Raw genomic sequence first — 15,654 nt, 5'->3', positions numbered from 1 at the left:
TACTGGGCGCAACCGCGTTCAGAGCGGGTCGACGCCCGGCGGGAGGGTGCTCCACGCCGACGCTTCGGTCAGGTACGCCAGCAGCGTGTCGCGCAGCGCCCGGGCGGCGTGGGTCGGTGTGACGTCGCGGCGGTGGGCCAGGGCGACGGTTCGTTGCACGCCGGGCTTGGCCAGGGTGGTGATGCGGAGCCGGTCGCGCCCGGCCACCGCCATGGACGGCACCAGCGCCACGCCGAGTCCGGCCTCGACGAAGCCGAGGACGGCGTCGAGTTCGCCGCCCTCGACGGCGAACGACGGGGTGAACCCGGCCCGTTCGCAGGCCGCGACGGTGGCGTCGCGGAGGTCGTAGCCGGTGCGGAACATGACCAGCGGCTGGTCGCGCAGTTCGGTGATGCGCAGCGGCGGCTTCTCCGTGGGCGGGGGCATGGTCAGCGAGGAGACCACGACCAGGCTCTCGCGCAGGATCGGCTCGGTACGCAGCGACGGGTCGGTGCCGGCGTCCGGCAGCACGATGATCGCCATGTCGAGGCTGCCCTGGACGAGGTGCCGAACGAGATCCTGGGAGCCGCTCTCCTCCACCTGCAGGCGTACGCGGGGATAGGCGTCGGCGTAGCGGCGCAGAATGGGGGCGACGAGGCTGACGCAGAGGCTGGGGGTGGCACCCAGGCGCAGGCGTCCCCGGCGGAGCCCGACCAGCTCCTGGACCTCGACGCGGGCGGTGTCGGCGTCGGCGATGATCCGGCGCGCCAGCGGCAGCAGGGCCTCACCGGCGGGGGTCAGCGCGATGGCTCCCCGCGTACGCGTGAACAGTTCGGCGCCGAGGTCGGTTTCCAGGGCGTGAATCTGCTTACTCAGTGAGGGTTGGGTCACACCGACCTGCTCGGCCGCCTGGGTGAAATGCCGGGTTTCGGCGACCGCGACGAAGTACCGGAGCTGTTGGAGCTGCACGACGATAGTTTACGGCTATCGGAAAACGGGCACGCATGCATTGGACGCGGGGTTCAGCTCGTTCCTAGCGTCGGGGCGTGGCAGTAGCTTCTCCTCCCCGCAGTGTGAGTTCCGGGGCCGTGAGCACCAAGCGCGCTCCGGTCCGGCCGGTCCGCCGGCGCAGCTCGGTGGCGCTCAAGGCGATCATGGCATCGACCGGCGCGCTGCTGGTCGCCTTCCTCGTCGTGCACATGATCGGCAACCTGAAGATCTTCGTCGGCGCCGAGGCGTTCGACCACTACGCGCACTGGCTGCGCACGATCCTCACGCCGGTCGTGCCGTACGAGGGCTTCCTCTGGATCCAGCGGGCGGTGCTGCTGCTGGCGGTGGTGGCGCACATCTGGTCGGCGACGGTGCTGACGATCCGGGCCAAGCAGGCCCGCCCGGTCAAGTACGCCCACCGCCCGCCGGTGCAGGGCAGCTACGCCGCCCGGACGATGCGCTGGGGCGGCGTCATCGTCCTCGCCTTCATCATCTGGCACATCCTCGACCTGACCACCCGCACCGTGAACCCGGTCGGCGACCGGAGCAAGGCGTACGACGCGGTCGTGCAGGACTTCGCCCCCGAGCGCTGGTGGGTGACCATCTTCTACGTCGTGGCCCTGGTGATGATCGGGTTCCACCTCCGCCACGGCCTGTGGTCGGCGTTGCAGACCCTCGGCGTCAGCAACGCCAAGCGCCAGCGCGTCCTCAAGGCCGCCGCCCTGGTGGTCTCGGTCGGCCTGAGTGCCGGCTTCCTGATCGTCCCGCTCGCTGTGACCTTCGGATTGGTGGGCTGAGCAATGACCGAGTTCTACGTAGACGGTGACCCCATCGCCGACGCCAAGGCGCCGGACGGTCCCATCGAGACCCGCTGGGAGCGCCGCCGGTTCGGGGCCAAGCTGGTCAACCCGGCGAACAAGCGGAAGCTGACCGTCATCGTGGTCGGCACCGGGCTGGCCGGTGGCTCGGCCGCGGCGACCCTCGCCGAGCTGGGCTACCACGTCAAGAGCTACTGCTACCAGGACTCGCCGCGCCGGGCGCACTCGATCGCGGCCCAGGGTGGCATCAACGCGGCGAAGAACTACCGCGGCGACGGCGACTCGATCCACCGGCTGTTCTACGACACGGTCAAGGGCGGCGACTTCCGGTCCCGGGAGTCCAACGTACGCCGGCTGGCCGAGATCTCCGTCGAGATCATCGACCAGTGCGTCGCCCAGGGCGTGCCGTTCGCCCGCGAGTACGGCGGGCTGCTCGACACGCGGTCGTTCGGCGGGGCGCAGGTGTCGCGTACCTTCTACGCCCGGGGGCAGACAGGGCAGCAGCTGCTGCTGGGCGCGTACCAGGCGCTGGAGCGGCAGGTCGCCGCGGGCAACGTGGAGATGAACGCGCGCCACGAGATGCTCGAGCTGATCGCCGTGGACGGGCGGGCGCGCGGCATCGTCGTGCGTGACCTGGTGACCGGCGAGATCACGACCGAGTTCGCCGACGCGGTCGTGCTGGCCTCCGGCGGCTACGGCAACGTGTTCTACCTGTCGACGAACGCCAAGGGCTGCAACGTGACCGCGTCCTGGCGGGCGCACCGCAAGGGCGCGCTGTTCGCGAACCCGTGCTACACGCAGATCCACCCGACCTGCATCCCGGTCTCCGGCGACCACCAGTCGAAGCTGACCCTGATGTCGGAGTCGCTGCGCAACGACGGCCGGGTCTGGGTGCCCAAGGCCAAGGGCGACCAGCGGGCGCCGGGCGCGATCCCAGAGGACGAGCGCGACTACTACCTCGAGCGGATCTACCCGGCGTTCGGCAACCTCGTCCCGCGCGACATCGCCTCGCGCGCGGCGAAGAACGTCTGCGACGAGGGCCGCGGCGTCGGGCCGGGCGGCCTGGGCGTCTACCTCGACTTCGCCGACGCGATCCAGCGGCTGGGCCGCGCGGCGGTCGAGGCCAAGTACGGCAACCTGTTCGAGATGTACCAGCGGATCACCGGTGAGGACCCGTACGAGGTCCCGATGCGGATCTACCCGGCGGTGCACTACACGATGGGCGGCCTGTGGGTCGACTACGACCTGCAGTCGACCATCCCGGGCCTGTTCGTGATCGGCGAGGCGAACTTCTCCGACCACGGCGCCAACCGGCTCGGCGCGTCGGCCCTCATGCAGGGCCTGGCCGACGGCTACTTCGTGCTGCCCAACACGATCGGCGACTACCTGGCCGCCGGTCCGTTCGAGCAGCTGACCGCCGACAACGAACAGGTCGCGGCGGCTCGCCGGCAGGTCGAGGACCGCATCACGCGGCTGCTCGCGATCAACGGCGACCGTACCGTCGACTCGTTCCACCGCGAACTCGGCCGCATCATGTGGGAGTACTGCGGGATGGAGCGCACCGACGAGGGGCTGCGCAAGGCGATCTCGCTCATCCGGGACCTCAAGGCCGAGTTCTGGCAGCGCGTACGCGTGCCGGGCGACGGCGAAGGCCTCAACCAGTCCCTGGAGAAGGCCGGCCGGGTCGCCGACTTCTTCGAGCTGGCCGAGCTGATGTGCATCGATGCGCTGCACCGCACCGAGTCCTGCGGCGGCCACTTCCGGGCCGAGAGCCAGGACGCCGACGGCGAGGCCAAGCGCGACGACGAGCACTTCTCCTACGTCGCGGCGTGGGAGTGGGGCGGCGAGGACGCCCAGCCGGTCCTGCACAAGGAAGACCTGGTCTTCGAATACGTCCACCCGAGCACCCGGAGCTACAAGTGAGCGACACCATGCGCCTGAAGTTGCGCGTCTGGCGCCAGACCGGGCCGGACGACGCCGGCCGGATGGTCACCTACGAGGTGGACGACGTGTCGCCGGACATGTCGTTCCTGGAGCTGCTCGACGTTCTCAACGAGAAGCTGATCCTGGGCGGCGAGGAGCCGATCGCCTTCGATCACGACTGCCGCGAGGGCATCTGCGGCGCGTGCTCGCTGGTCATCAACGGCACCCCGCACGGCCCGCAGAAGGCCACCACCACCTGCCAGCTGCACATGCGCACGTTCTCCGACGGCGACACCATCGACGTGGAACCGTGGCGGGCCCGGGCCTTCCCGGTCATCAAGGACCTGGTGGTGGACCGGACGGCGTTCGACCGGATCATTCAGGCCGGCGGCTACATCACCGCGCCGACCGGGTCCGCGCCCGAGGCGCACGCGGTCCCGGTGCCCAAGCCGGACGCCGACGCCGCGTTCGAGGCGGCCACCTGCATCGGCTGCGGCGCGTGCGTGGCGGCCTGCCCGAACGGCTCGGGCATGCTGTTCACCGCGGCGAAGATCACCCACCTCGGGCTGATGCCGCAGGGCCAGCCGGAGCGCGACTCGCGCGTGCTGAACATGGTGCACGCGCACGACGAGGAGGGCTTCGGCGGCTGCACGAACAGCGGCGAGTGCACCGCGGTCTGCCCCAAGGGCATCCCGCTGTCCACCATCTCGCGGCTCAACAAGGACTTCCTCCACGCCGTCCGCGCGAAGTCCTGAGCCCAGCTTGTACGCCAAGCGCCCCGGCCCGGTGCCGGGGCGCTTTTCGTGTTGCCTTCACCATATGGTTGCACACAATCAAATTGGGTACGCTGACACCATGATGACCACGCTCTACACCGCCGAAGCCGTCGCGACCGGGGAAGGCCGCAACGGCCGGGCGCGTACCGACGACGGGCAGCTCGACCTGACCCTGGCCGTGCCGAAGGAACTCGGCGGCGCCGGTGGCGCGACCAACCCCGAGCAGCTGTTCGCCGCCGGATACGCCGCCTGCTTCCACAGCGCGCTGAAGACCGTCGCGCGACTGGGCAAGGTCCAGCTGCCCGAGACCTCGGTGACCGCCCGCGTCGGCCTCGGCAAGCTCGACACCGGCGGCTACGGCCTGACCGTCGCCCTCGCCGTCCACCTGCCCGGCCTCGACGAGGCGGCCGCCCGGAACCTCGTCGCCCAGGCGCACCAGACCTGCCCGTACTCCAACGCCACCCGGGGCAACGTGGACGTGGAGCTGATCACCACGGTGTAATAGCCCGTGTGGTGATCGAATTCGACGTGCCCGTGACCGGCGGGCGGCTGCACGCGTACGACACGGGTGGGGACGGGGTGCCGGTCGTCTGGCACCACGGCACCCCCAACCTCGGCGCGCCGCCGGAACCGCTGTTCGCCGCGGCCGAACGCCTCGGGCTGCGCTGGGTCTCCTACGACCGCCCCGGCTACGGCGGTTCCACGCCCGCACCCGGCCGGGACTTCGCCTCCGCCGCCCGCTACACCGCGGCGGTCGCCGACCACCTCGGGCTCGGCCGGTTCGCCGTCTTCGGCCACTCCGGTGGCGGACCGCACGCGCTGGCCTGTGCCGCGCTGCTGCCCGAGCGGGTCTTCGCGGCGGTCAGCGTCTCCGGGCTCGCCCCGATCAGCGCCGAAAGCCTCGACTGGTTCGCCGGCATGGCCTCCGGCTCGGAGGCCACCCTGCGCGCGTCGGCCGCCGGCCGTACCGCCCTGGCGAGTCACCTGGCGGCCGAGGGGGAGACCGACATCGGGTTCGCCGACGTCGACTGGGCGGCGCTGGAAGGGGAGTGGGGCTGGTTCGGCAAGGTCGTCGGGCCCGCCATCGCCGCCGGGCCGGCCGCCCAGATCGACGACGACCTGGCCAACGCCGGAGCCTGGGGATTCGACCCGGCCAGCATCACCGTCCCCGTGCTGCTGATGCACGGCGACCGCGACCGGATGGTCCCCAGTACGCACAGCGCCTGGCTCGCCGGGCACATCCCCGGTGCTCAATACCGGCATTGGGCCGACGAGGGGCACGTCTCGGTGCTGCGCCACGCCGAAGAAGCTCTGGAGTGGCTCGCGAGGTCCGCTTAAACGGGACCCAGAACCGTTGTGCCAGAAGAGTTCTGGGCCGGTTCCTTCAGTTCCACGAAGAAGACGTGCGTCGGGCTGTCGCCGGTGTTGTGCCCGGAGTGCCGCTGCGCGCCGAGCCAGCGCGCCTGCCCGGCCGGCAGCTCGAGCTCCCGCTCCTCGTCGCCGAGCGACACGCGACGGCGGAACGAGCTCAGCGTGATCATGACGCTGTCGGGATGGTCGTGCGGATGGGTCTGCGCACCGGGCTCGTCCCGATACTCCAGGACGCGTACGCGGTCGTTCTCGAACACCACCCGGTAGAGGCCGGGATCGGTGACGGTCGGGTCGTCCATGCCTGCCCCTCCTTCATGGGACTCCAGTCCCATGAGACGACGGTACCACGAAGCACCGTCGACGAGCGGTCGGCGGCGATCAGCGACCGCCCGGGGTAGGCTGAGATTTGAGGGCGTGATACGCCGCGACCTGCCGTTCGTGGTAGGAGCGGTCGTCCGCGTCCAGCTCGTTCCAGCGCGTACGGGCGAGCAGGATCTCGCCCCGCATCCGCGCCCGGGCGTACTGCCGGAAGGTCAGGTCGTCGACGATCGGCCCGCCGGCCGCGGCATAGGCCGCCAGGAATTCCTGGGCGCCGTCAACGACGCCGGTGTCCAGGCACCCGCCCCACTCCCACGCCCCCTCGGCCGCCTCCCGCTCGACCGGGCCGACGACCGCGTCGTCCCAGTCCAGCAGGGCCGTGATCCGGCCGCCGACGGCCAGCGTGTTCCCCCGATAGAAGTCACCGTGCAGCGGCTGCACCTTGCCCTGCGCCCGTTCGGCGAGCCACGCGTCCAGCCACGGATCGGCCAGATCCTCGCCCAGCCCCTGCGGCATCGCGGTGACCGGCTCGACCGGCCCCGGCGCGTCGGCCAACGCCGCATGCACCCGCACGAGCAGCTCGGCCGCCTGCTGTCGCACCCCGGCGTCATACTTGCCGGGCCAGGTCCCCGCGGCGAACGGCCACACGGTCACCGGTCGCTGCGCTGCGCGTATCACATAATCGCCCGACCGAGCCGGCAGCGGCGCGATCACCTCGGGCACCGCGGCGCTCGCGTGCGCCGCGAGCCGCGCGAACCAGGCCATCTCGGCGTCGGAGCGCCACGACGGCCCGAGCCGGACCACGAGATCCGCGACCCGATAGGCCGCGGACTCCTCGCCGCCGTGCAGCCTCACCGCCGGCTCGTCGGGTACGCCGAAAGCCGCGCCCACCGCCTCTCGAACGGCGGCCGTGTAGGGGATCTCGGCGTAGACCACGGCCGGATGCTACCGCTCAGCCCCCAACGCCTCCCGCCCCCACTCTCCCCGTTGATCATGGAGTTAACTGTGGTGTCACCGGTGTGTCGGGGCGGGAAACTCCATGATCAACGATGTCCCGGTGGTGGGACGGTCCATGATGGATACTGCTGCGCGTGAGCCTGGAGTGTCCGGCGTGCGGCGCCGCCGCCGACGACGAGAGTCCATATTGTCTAGAGCCGGGGTGCGGGGCTCTCCTGCCTCGGCCCGACACACCGGAGCCGATGGGGGAGCGGGAGCAGCCGCTGTCGCCTCCGGTCGAGGATCGTCGGCGTCCGGAGTCGCGACGCCTGACGGTGATCGCGCTCGGACTTCTGATCGTCACGGTCGCGATCGTGGCACTGTGGCCACGGGATTCGCCGCCGCAAGCCGATCAGCCGGTCACGCCGGTGGTGTCCCCGTCGGTGATCGCATCCCCGGTGGCGCCTTCGGCGACGGGTTCGAGCGCCTTGCCGACGTCCCCGGCGGCGAGCCCGACCACGCGGCGTTCCGTTCCCTCGGGCAAGCCGTCGGCTCGGCGGACGACGGCCGCACCGGCCACGACGAAAGCCGCGCCACCGGACTATCGCACCGCGTCGCTGGCCGGCTCCTCCTCGTCGAGCTGCAGCGGCGGCACCGTCACGATCGACGTGTACGCCACGCTCTCCGGAGCGCCGTACGGCACGAATCCCCGGGGCAGCGCAGGCCAGGCCGACTCCCTGCGCAGCATCTCGTACGCAGGCAGCGGGACCACGTCGTTCACCGGCGACGCCTCGTTCTACGGCGGAGGCGGTGGCGGAGTATCCGTGTTCGGCAACTATTCATGGAGCATCACAGTGACGCTGCCCGACGGGTCCACGGTGTCCGACTCCGGCGGCGGCTCGTGGCACTGCTTCTGAACCGACCGACGTGGACGGCTGATTTGGCCGGTGGCCCTACCCTGGGCTTGATCGACTCAAGGAGGTTCGAGCCATGGCCCAGCAGCAAACCGCCTCAGTGCCGTTCGACCGGGAGGATCAGCTACGCCAGATCCAAAGTGGTCTGATGGAGGGCGAGAAGATCCTCGCCGTCTACGACGCGACGGGGGTCGGCACGGGCTTCCTCGGACTCACCGACCGGCGGGTGATCATCCAGGACAAGTCCTTCGTCGGCAAGAAAGTCGCGCTGACGAGCATCCCGTACTCGCGGATCACCAGCGTCAGCGTCGTCAGCAACAAGTCGTGGGCCGGCTCGTTCTATTCGAGCTCGTCCATCGCCATCAACGTCGGCACGCACACCTACGAGATGGACTTCCGTGGCGTGAACAAGGGCCAGCACGTCCACAACGTGATCTTGTTCTACATCTGCCCGAGAAGCTGACCGCCAGTCCTGCCACGGACACACGCAAGATGGAATTTGCACGGTACGCAAGTCCTACGGCCCCTCCCAGCGGTTAGTTCCAGCGGCGATGCCGACCGAAGGAGGCGGGTGTGGAGCACCGGCAGGACCGGCCCGGATCGGGCGAGATTTCCCCCGAGCAGCCGCAGGACGGACCGTTGTTCCTGCGTATGAGCATCGTGGCGACGACTGCGCTGGCGTTGGCGAAGGCGCATGTGCCCGCCGGGGCGGCTGAGCCGTGCGGGCGGTGTGGGCGGCCGTCGCCCTGCCCGACGGCGGTGCACGCCCGGGAGGTGGTGCGGCTGTCGATGCCGCGCCCGCTCGTGCCGACCGCGGCAGCGGTCCCGGTCGGCGCTTCAGCCCTCTCGTCGGGCGCCTCGTCGCCGTCGGTGAGCGTCGTGACGGCGGGGGACGCGAACGGGTCCGGCGAGTCATCCGCCGCCAGACCTCCGGCCGGTGGAGCGCACGAAGCGGCGGGCCGTTCGATGTTGGGCCTGCTCGACGAGGAGCCCTGATCGGCGTCGCCGACAGCCCTGACGCGGGCACTGGGCGTAGGCGACAATGGGCGGATGGCTGATCTGGTTGTCGTGACGGGTGCGCAGGGCGCGTTGGGGCGGGCTGTCGTGGCCGAGTTCGCGCGGCGTACGAAGGACGTGGTGGCGCTGGACCGGGCCAAGCCGCAGCAGACGCCGGATGGCGTACACGCGTTGCAGGTCGACCTGACCGATCGCCGGGCGGTGCACGAGGCGTGGGGTCGCATCGACGAACTCGGGGACACTCGGTCGCTGGTCAACATCGCGGGCGGCTATTTTCCCGGCGCGCTGGCCGACGTCACGGAGGAGGACCTGGCGGCGGCGACGGAGATCAATGTCGCGACCGCGCTGTGGTCCAGCCAGGCGGCCGCGCCCCGGCTCGCGAAGCACGGCGGCTCGATCGTCAACGTCGGGTCGCGCTCCGCGGTCACCGGGCTCGATCCAGTCGCCTACTCCTTGTCCAAGAGCGCGGTGGTACGCCTGACGAGTCTGGTCGCCGAGCAGCTCAAGTCTTCGCGCGTGCGGGTGAACGCGGTGATGCCGGCGTTGCTGGACACCCCGGCGAACCGGGCGGTGATCCCGGACGGTGCCATGGCCAAGGCCGTCCCGGTCGAGGATGTGGCGAAGGTGATCGCGTTCCTGTGTTCGGAGGAGGCCTGGCCGATCAACGGGGCGATCATTCCGGTCTACGGCTTCGCCTGACGCGCCGGGGCACCGGTCGACGCTGCCGAGCCGGCGGGGCAGCGTTATGGCCGCCACCTGCTCTGGCCTCGGTGGAACGTCACGCACCTCACCGCCGATCGGTGAGGTATACGGCGTTCCACCGACCGGCGGCAAATGGGCTGCGGTCGGCGTTGCACGCTCGGTAGCGTGTGCGGATGCAGCTGGAGTTCCTGACCGATCCTGTCGAGTTCCTCGCCGCCGCCGGTGACCATCTCGCGGCGAATCCGGTGGTGAGCACCGTCGTGGCCACGCTCGCCGAGCGTACGGCGGCGCAGCTCGCCCAGGGCAAGGAACAGCCGGAACGTAACTGGTGGCTCGTCGTGCGCGACGAGTCCGGCGCGGTGGTCGGCGCTGGAATGCGTACGGCTCCCTTCGAGCCCTATCCGCCGTTCCTGCTGCCCATGCCGGATGAAGCCGCTGTCGCCCTCGGCCGAGCGCTGCAGGAACGTGGGGAAGACATCACGGCGATCAACGGAGCACTGCCCGCCGTCCAGCTGTGCGCCGCCGAACTCGTACGCCACCAGGGCGGCACGGTCGAAGTCGGCCAGCACACCCGGCTCCACGAACTCGGCGACCTGATCCCCCCGACGCCCGTCCCCGGCGAACTACGCCGTGCGACCGAAGCCGACGTCGACCTCGTCCAAGCCTGGTACGAAGCCTTCGGCGCGGACGCCGACGAGCAAGCCGGTCGCGCCCGGGGCACCAGCTTCCACCAGGTGCCCGACCGGGAGGAGACGCTGCAGAACCTGGTCACGAAGAACATCTGGTTCTGGGTCGACGAGGACGGCGTACCCGTGCATCTGACCGGAGCGAACCCGCCGTCGTACGGCGTGGCCCGGGTCGGCCCGGTCTACACTCCGCCGGAGCAGCGCGGACGCGGCTGGGCCAGCGCGGCCGTCGCGGAGGTGTCCCGCCGCATCGTCGCCGACGGCGCCCGCGCGTGCCTGTTCACCGACCAGGCGAACCCGACCTCGAACAAGATCTACGCGGCGCTGGGCTACCGCGCGGTCGTCGACATGGCCAACCTCGTCATCGTCCGCTGATCGGACGGACCCGCTGCGGCTCGACCACCGAGCCGCAGCGAGTCCGAATGCACTAGGCGACGTAGGCGTTGAACGAGTGAACCCCGTCGGCGGAACCGTCGGCGTTCGACCGGTTCGTGTTGAAGTACAGGATGCCGCCGCTGAGCCCCACGCCCTCGATCTCGAACGTCGTGTACGCCGAGGACGTGATCCGGAACGAAAGATCGCTGGCCGCGGGCGCGGTGCCCGTCGTCGTCGGCGAGATGTTCCGGTAGACGAGCACGATGCTGCGGTTCTCCTTCGTCAGCGGGTAGTAGAGGACCTTCTTCGTCGCGTCGTAGAAGAATCCCTGATTGAGGAAGGTCGTGATGTCCGAGACCGGGGCGCCGTTGACGAGGGCGCCCTCGACCTGCAGGTCGAATGCCTTGGTCAAGTCGATGGTCCCGGTGTTGGCGCGCAGCGGAATGCTGCCGTTGTAGACGGTCCGGCCGCTCTTGAACATGAACCTGATCGTCGTGCTGTCCTGGGAGACGCGGCTGACCCCGGACGGCGCCGCCACCGCACCGTTGAGACGGATCTGGAACGACCCGGCGTAGTAGTAGGTGGTCCCGTCGTAGCGCAGCTTCACCAGCTGCGCGCCGGTTGACTCCATGGTGACGACGAAGAGGTGGTGCTGGCTGTCGATGTCGACGATCGTCATGTCGTTCGCGTGGCCGAGCCAGGTGTTGGTGGTGCCGCCGTTGGTGCCGTTGGTCATCAGCACCCGGTCACCGGTGGACTTGTTGACCCGGTAGATGACGGCGAGGTCGTCGTAGTTGGTGTGGTTCTTCACCGAGTACAGATAGGTGGATCCGGCGGCGAACCCCTGTACGCCGGTGCAGCAGCTCGTGTTCGGCAAGCCGGCGATGGTCGTGTACGTGTTGTAGTAGGCGGCGTTGGCCGGCTGCCCCACCAGGGTCAGCACTCCGAGCACCAGTCCGACCACTATCGCCAACCGTCTACCGAGACGCATGTCGTCCTCCCCAGAACGTGGACGCCCGGGCTCCGTCGCCCAAGGTCATCGGCAGCAGGCTATTGCCCGACGGAAAGGCGGTCAATGCCTCGATCTCGCGAGGCGTCGTCCGGGTCGGCGCGGCGAGCGTGGGCGAGCAGCGCCACCTCGCCCAGCCGTCGAGGCCGGGCGAGGTCGGCTTCGGGCGGTGCCAGGAGACATCCCGTCGCTGCCGACGAGCGGCGCGTAGCGGATCGGCCGGCCGGGTGGCTTGTCCCCCGGGAGAGCTACCGGCAACTGTCCGCTGCGCGGTGACGATTCCGGGCCTGCGAATCCATAGCGTTCGGGGTAGCCGCGGCGCTCCGGCCGCGGGATCTGGGGGAAGGTTCGTCATGCGACTGTTTTTGCGACTGTTGGCGCAGCTCGTGGCCGTTGCGGTGGTCGCGATCGCGGGTAGTGGCGCGGTCGGCGCCGTGCAGTGGAACGTGCCGCTCACGTTGGTGCTCGGCGTGGCCACTGCGGTGCTCGCGCTGGTGGCGTACGCCTGGGTGGTGCGCCGGACCGAACGCCGTGAGCCGGCCGAGGTGGGGCGGAACGGCGCACTCGCCGCGTTCGGCCGGGGCGCGCTTTTCGGCTTCGCGATGTTCGCGGCTGTCATCGCGGCGATCGCGTTGTCTGGCGGCTACCGGGTCGACGGCTGGGGCTCCGTCGGCGGTGCGATCGCGTTGGCGGGGTTCACCGCCGCTGCCGCTGTGACCGAGGAGCTGATGTTCCGCGGTGTGCTGTTCCGGTTCGTCGAGGAGCGCATCGGCACCTGGCCGGCGCTGGTCCTCACCGCTCTGCTGTTCGGCATGGCGCACATGTTCAACCCCCACGCCAGTTTGTGGAGCACGCTTGCCATCGCGGTCGAGGCGGGCGGCATGCTCGGCGCGGCCTACGCAGCCACCCGTACCCTGTGGGTGCCGATCGGGCTGCATTTCGCCTGGAACTTCGCCGAGGGCGGGATCTTCGGAACGGGCGTCTCCGGTCAGGGCGCGCCGGACGGGCTGCTGCACGGCGTACTGTCTGGCCCGACCGCGATCAGTGGTGGCGAGTTCGGTCCGGAGGCGAGCCTCTTCGCACTGGTCGCCGGGCTCGTGATGACGGGAGCGTTCCTGGTGCTGGCCCGACGCCGCGGTCACCTGGTGCCGTTCCGGCGGCGTGCCGCCGGGGTGGCGGCGACCGCTACTCTTTCCCGGTGATCGACCACCAGCGGATCCTGGACCGATGGCGGCGGTGGCCTGTCACGGTCCGGGATCTCCCGTTGGCGTTGGCGCTCGCCGTAGGCTCGGTCATCCCGGCTCTGCACAGCAACGGCACGCAGATGGGCAACCTCCCCGATCGGCCGTTCAGCGCGTTGGCCGTCGTCGTGATCGCTCTCGAAAGCCTTCCGCTTGCCCTGCGCCGCCGCTGGCCGGGACTGTCTCTCGCGTTGGTGTCGCTCGGCTTCGCCGCCGATCAACTCCTCCGCTTCCACACCGTGGCGGGCACCGCGCTTCCCATCGCCCTGTTGAGCACCGCGTTGCACTTGGGACGTCGTTGGCGCGAAACGGTGGTCGTGGGCACGGTGGCGTACGCGTTGCTGGCGGTGGAACTGGACCGGCGTGGTTCGGGCGAGGGCGTGTCCGGCTTCACCACGTTCTACCTGGCGCTGGCCATCGCCTGGGGGATCGGGGCGTGGCTGCGCCTGTCCCGGGCGGCTGAGGCCGAAAGCCGCCGCCACCTCGCCGAGGCCACCCGAGCGGCCGAACGGACCCGCATCGCCCGGGAACTGCACGACGTCGTGACCCATCATGTGACCGCGATGGTCGTGCAGGCGGAAGCGGCGAGGTACCTGACTGCCGCACCGGAACGCCTTGATCAGACCCTGGCTGCGGTCAGCGGCACCGGCCGCCGGGCCATCACCGATCTGCGGCACCTGCTCGACCTGCTCAACCCCGACCACGACGCGGAGCCGGCCATGGCAGCCGGGTTGCCCGGCCTAGGCGCGCTCGGGCCGGTCGTCATCGGCGAACTGCGCGACCTCGTGGAGCAGACTCGCCGCGCGGGCCAGCCGGTGGAGTTCGTCGAGGAAGGCAGTCCACAGCAGACAGCCGGCAGCGCCGAAGTCGCGACCTACCGCGTTGTGCAGGAGGCCCTGACCAACGCCCTCAAGTACGCCCACGGCAGCCGTACGGCGGTCCGTGTGCACCACGCACCCCAGGAGATCATCGTGGAGGTCAGCACAGACGGCCGGGAGACGGTCACCTCGTCTCCGGGTGGGAGCGGCCGTGGCCTCGCCGGGCTGCGTGAACGCGTCGGTGTGCTCGGCGGGGAGTTCAGCGCGGGGCAGCGGGCCGGTGGCGGTTTCGTCGTCCGCGCCCGGATTCCCGCCGGAGGCGCGTCGTGAGCGCTCCGATCCGGGTGCTCGTCTGTGACGACCAGATACTGATCCGGACCGGCCTGACAACCATCATCGACGCCCAGCCGGATCTGGAGGTGGTGGGCGACTGCGGTGACGGGCGTGCCGCGGTCGACCTGGCCCGGCGGTTGCACCCCGATGTCGTGGTGATGGACGTCCGGATGCCGGTGCTCGACGGCATCGAGGCGACCCGCCAACTGGCCGGCATCGGCGTGGCGCACCCCGTGAAGGTGCTCGTGGTGACGACGTTCAACCTGGACGAATACGTCTACGCGGCGCTGCGGGCGGGGGCGAGTGGCTTCCTGCTCAAGGACGCCCCGCCGGGACAGTTGCTGACCGGCATCCGGACGGTCGCGAGCGGGGCGGCGTTGCTGGCGCCCGAGGTGACCCGGCAACTGGTCGGCCGGTACGCGGCGCGAATCCGTCCCGCCGAGAACGTTCCCGACGACGGCCCGCTGACGCCGCGCGAGCTGGAGGTGCTGCGTTTGATCGCCGACGGCCTGTCCAACGGCGAGATCGCCGCGGCGCTGGTGATCAGCCAGGAGACGGTCAAGACCTACGTCTCACGCATCCTCACCAAACTCGACCTGCGGGACCGCGTCCAAGCGGTGATCTACGCGTACCGCCGGGGGCTGGTGACCTGATCAGACGGGTCAGCGGGAGAGCAGGGTGAGTTCGAACGAGTAGTGCGAGGCCCGGTACACGTGGTCGCCGTACTCGACGGCGTGCCCGGCCGGGTCGTATGCCGTCCGCGACATGGTGAGCAGGGGAGCGCCGCGGACTTCGCCGAGCAGCCTGGCCTCGGCGGTGCTGGCTTTGCGGGCGCCGATGGTCTGATCCGCGATGCGCATCTGGATGCCGCTGTCGCGCAGGACTTGGTAGAGGCCGCGGTCGGCGAGGGCGTCGCGGCTGATGTCGGCGAGCCCGGCGGGCAGGTAGTTGCGCAGGACGGCGAGGGGTTCGTCTTCGGCGTACCGGAGTCGTTCGACGTGGAGCACGTCGGCTCCGGCCGGCAGGTGCAGGGCGGCTGCGGCGGCGGCCGGGGCGGTGATCACCTCGAACGCGAGGACTTCGGTACGCGGCCGGCGGCGGGCGCGGTCGAGGTCGTCGTAGAGGCTGGTGAGTTCGACCTGCCGGCTGACGCGGCGCTGGGCGACCTGGGTGCCGACACCGCGTTTGCGGACGAGCAGTCCCTTGTCGACGAGGTGGCCGATCGCCTGCCGCATGGTCGGCCGGGACAGGCCGAGCTGGTCGGCGAGGGTGATCTCGTTGTCCAGCCGGGATCCCGGCGGCAGCTGTGCGGACTCGATGAGTTCCTGCATCCGCTGCGCGACCTGGTAATAGAGCGGGACCGGGCTGGACCGGTCGATCCGGATGAGTTGCGCGAGGCCGTCCACGCCGTCATTATGCGTCAAGAGATTGATCATCTGAACGTCTGG

General features: G+C 70.2%; 18 protein-coding genes. 13 read left to right on the top strand and 5 right to left on the bottom strand.

Translation table 11 applies throughout. The annotated features are described in order from the left end of the window. Positions 1-18 precede the first annotated feature (18 nt). Positions 19-954 carry a LysR family transcriptional regulator gene (locus AB0H43_RS12075; RefSeq protein ID WP_359999340.1) on the bottom strand — a complete coding sequence of 312 codons (936 nt, stop codon included), beginning with the start codon at positions 952-954 and terminating at the stop codon, positions 19-21. A 113-nt stretch (positions 955-1,067) separates the two neighbouring features. On the opposite strand from AB0H43_RS12075, the gene AB0H43_RS12070 reads away from it, so the two are divergent. From AB0H43_RS12070 to AB0H43_RS12050, 5 genes are all read left to right on the top strand, one after another. After that, positions 1,068-1,766 carry a succinate dehydrogenase cytochrome b subunit gene (locus AB0H43_RS12070; RefSeq protein ID WP_359999287.1) on the top strand — a complete coding sequence of 233 codons (699 nt, stop codon included), beginning with the start codon at positions 1,068-1,070 and terminating at the stop codon, positions 1,764-1,766. 3 nt (positions 1,767-1,769) lie between these two features. After that, complete coding sequence (locus tag AB0H43_RS12065; protein ID WP_359999286.1) at positions 1,770-3,710, top strand: fumarate reductase/succinate dehydrogenase flavoprotein subunit; 1,941 nt, start codon at positions 1,770-1,772, stop codon at positions 3,708-3,710. A gap of 8 nt (positions 3,711-3,718) precedes the next feature. Then, a complete protein-coding gene (locus AB0H43_RS12060) occupies positions 3,719-4,465 on the top strand; it encodes a succinate dehydrogenase/fumarate reductase iron-sulfur subunit (RefSeq protein ID WP_359999339.1) in 747 nt (248 codons plus the stop codon). A gap of 103 nt (positions 4,466-4,568) precedes the next feature. Then, positions 4,569-4,988 carry an organic hydroperoxide resistance protein gene (locus tag AB0H43_RS12055; protein WP_359999338.1) on the top strand — a complete coding sequence of 140 codons (420 nt, stop codon included), beginning with the start codon at positions 4,569-4,571 and terminating at the stop codon, positions 4,986-4,988. A gap of 8 nt (positions 4,989-4,996) precedes the next feature. Further along, positions 4,997-5,824, top strand: a complete 828-nt coding sequence (locus AB0H43_RS12050) for an alpha/beta hydrolase (protein ID WP_359999285.1) — start codon at positions 4,997-4,999, stop codon at positions 5,822-5,824. Here AB0H43_RS12050 and AB0H43_RS12045 read toward each other — a convergent pair. Then, positions 5,821-6,156, bottom strand: coding sequence for a cytoplasmic protein (locus AB0H43_RS12045; RefSeq protein ID WP_359999284.1), 336 nt, complete (start codon positions 6,154-6,156; stop codon positions 5,821-5,823). The genes AB0H43_RS12050 and AB0H43_RS12045 overlap by 4 nt on opposite strands. 79 nt (positions 6,157-6,235) lie before the next feature. Further along, positions 6,236-7,111 carry a phosphotransferase gene (locus AB0H43_RS12040; RefSeq protein ID WP_359999283.1) on the bottom strand — a complete coding sequence of 292 codons (876 nt, stop codon included), beginning with the start codon at positions 7,109-7,111 and terminating at the stop codon, positions 6,236-6,238. Between the two features lie 263 nt (positions 7,112-7,374). On the opposite strand from AB0H43_RS12040, the gene AB0H43_RS12035 reads away from it, so the two are divergent. From AB0H43_RS12035 to AB0H43_RS12015, 5 genes are all read left to right on the top strand, one after another. Continuing rightward, the gene (locus AB0H43_RS12035) at positions 7,375-8,028 is read left to right on the top strand and encodes a hypothetical protein (protein WP_359999282.1); all 654 of its coding nucleotides are present in this window, start codon (positions 7,375-7,377) and stop codon (positions 8,026-8,028) included. A 73-nt stretch (positions 8,029-8,101) separates the two neighbouring features. Next, on the top strand, positions 8,102-8,488 hold the full coding sequence (locus AB0H43_RS12030; protein ID WP_359999281.1) for a PH domain-containing protein: 387 nt from the start codon (positions 8,102-8,104) through the stop codon (positions 8,486-8,488). 110 nt (positions 8,489-8,598) lie between these two features. After that, on the top strand, positions 8,599-9,021 hold the full coding sequence (locus AB0H43_RS12025) for a hypothetical protein (protein WP_359999280.1): 423 nt from the start codon (positions 8,599-8,601) through the stop codon (positions 9,019-9,021). Positions 9,022-9,075: 54 nt separating this feature from the next. Next, positions 9,076-9,741, top strand: coding sequence for an SDR family NAD(P)-dependent oxidoreductase (locus AB0H43_RS12020; RefSeq protein WP_359999279.1), 666 nt, complete (start codon positions 9,076-9,078; stop codon positions 9,739-9,741). A 176-nt stretch (positions 9,742-9,917) separates the two neighbouring features. Beyond that, complete coding sequence (locus AB0H43_RS12015) at positions 9,918-10,805, top strand: GNAT family N-acetyltransferase (RefSeq protein WP_359999278.1); 888 nt, start codon at positions 9,918-9,920, stop codon at positions 10,803-10,805. A gap of 52 nt (positions 10,806-10,857) precedes the next feature. Here AB0H43_RS12015 and AB0H43_RS12010 read toward each other — a convergent pair whose 3' ends face one another. Then, entirely contained in the window at positions 10,858-11,796 is a 939-nt protein-coding gene (locus AB0H43_RS12010) for a hypothetical protein (protein ID WP_359999277.1), read from the bottom strand. A gap of 383 nt (positions 11,797-12,179) precedes the next feature. Between AB0H43_RS12010 and AB0H43_RS12005 the strand changes: the two genes are divergently transcribed. Genes AB0H43_RS12005 through AB0H43_RS11995 form a run of 3 tightly spaced genes read left to right on the top strand, consistent with a single transcriptional unit; the run spans position 12,180 to position 14,859 of the window. Beyond that, positions 12,180-13,016 carry a type II CAAX endopeptidase family protein gene (locus AB0H43_RS12005; RefSeq protein ID WP_359999337.1) on the top strand — a complete coding sequence of 279 codons (837 nt, stop codon included), beginning with the start codon at positions 12,180-12,182 and terminating at the stop codon, positions 13,014-13,016. After that, a complete protein-coding gene (locus AB0H43_RS12000; protein WP_359999276.1) occupies positions 13,013-14,203 on the top strand; it encodes a histidine kinase in 1,191 nt (396 codons plus the stop codon). The genes AB0H43_RS12005 and AB0H43_RS12000 overlap by 4 nt, the downstream gene beginning before the upstream one ends. After that, positions 14,200-14,859 (top strand): response regulator transcription factor, encoded by a 660-nt coding sequence (locus AB0H43_RS11995; RefSeq protein ID WP_359999275.1) that lies wholly within the window; start codon positions 14,200-14,202, stop codon positions 14,857-14,859. Before AB0H43_RS12000 ends, AB0H43_RS11995 begins: the two co-directional genes overlap by 4 nt. A 9-nt stretch (positions 14,860-14,868) precedes the next feature. Here AB0H43_RS11995 and AB0H43_RS11990 read toward each other — a convergent pair whose 3' ends face one another. Next, positions 14,869-15,612 carry a GntR family transcriptional regulator gene (locus tag AB0H43_RS11990; protein ID WP_359999274.1) on the bottom strand — a complete coding sequence of 248 codons (744 nt, stop codon included), beginning with the start codon at positions 15,610-15,612 and terminating at the stop codon, positions 14,869-14,871. Between the last annotated feature and the right edge of the window lie 42 nt (positions 15,613-15,654).

This window comes from Hamadaea sp. NPDC050747, assembly GCF_040654195.1.
Classification (GTDB): Bacteria; Actinomycetota; Actinomycetes; order Mycobacteriales; family Micromonosporaceae; genus Hamadaea.
Note: the sequence above shows the minus strand (reverse complement) of the source record. Positions and strands in the feature narration are given on the sequence as shown.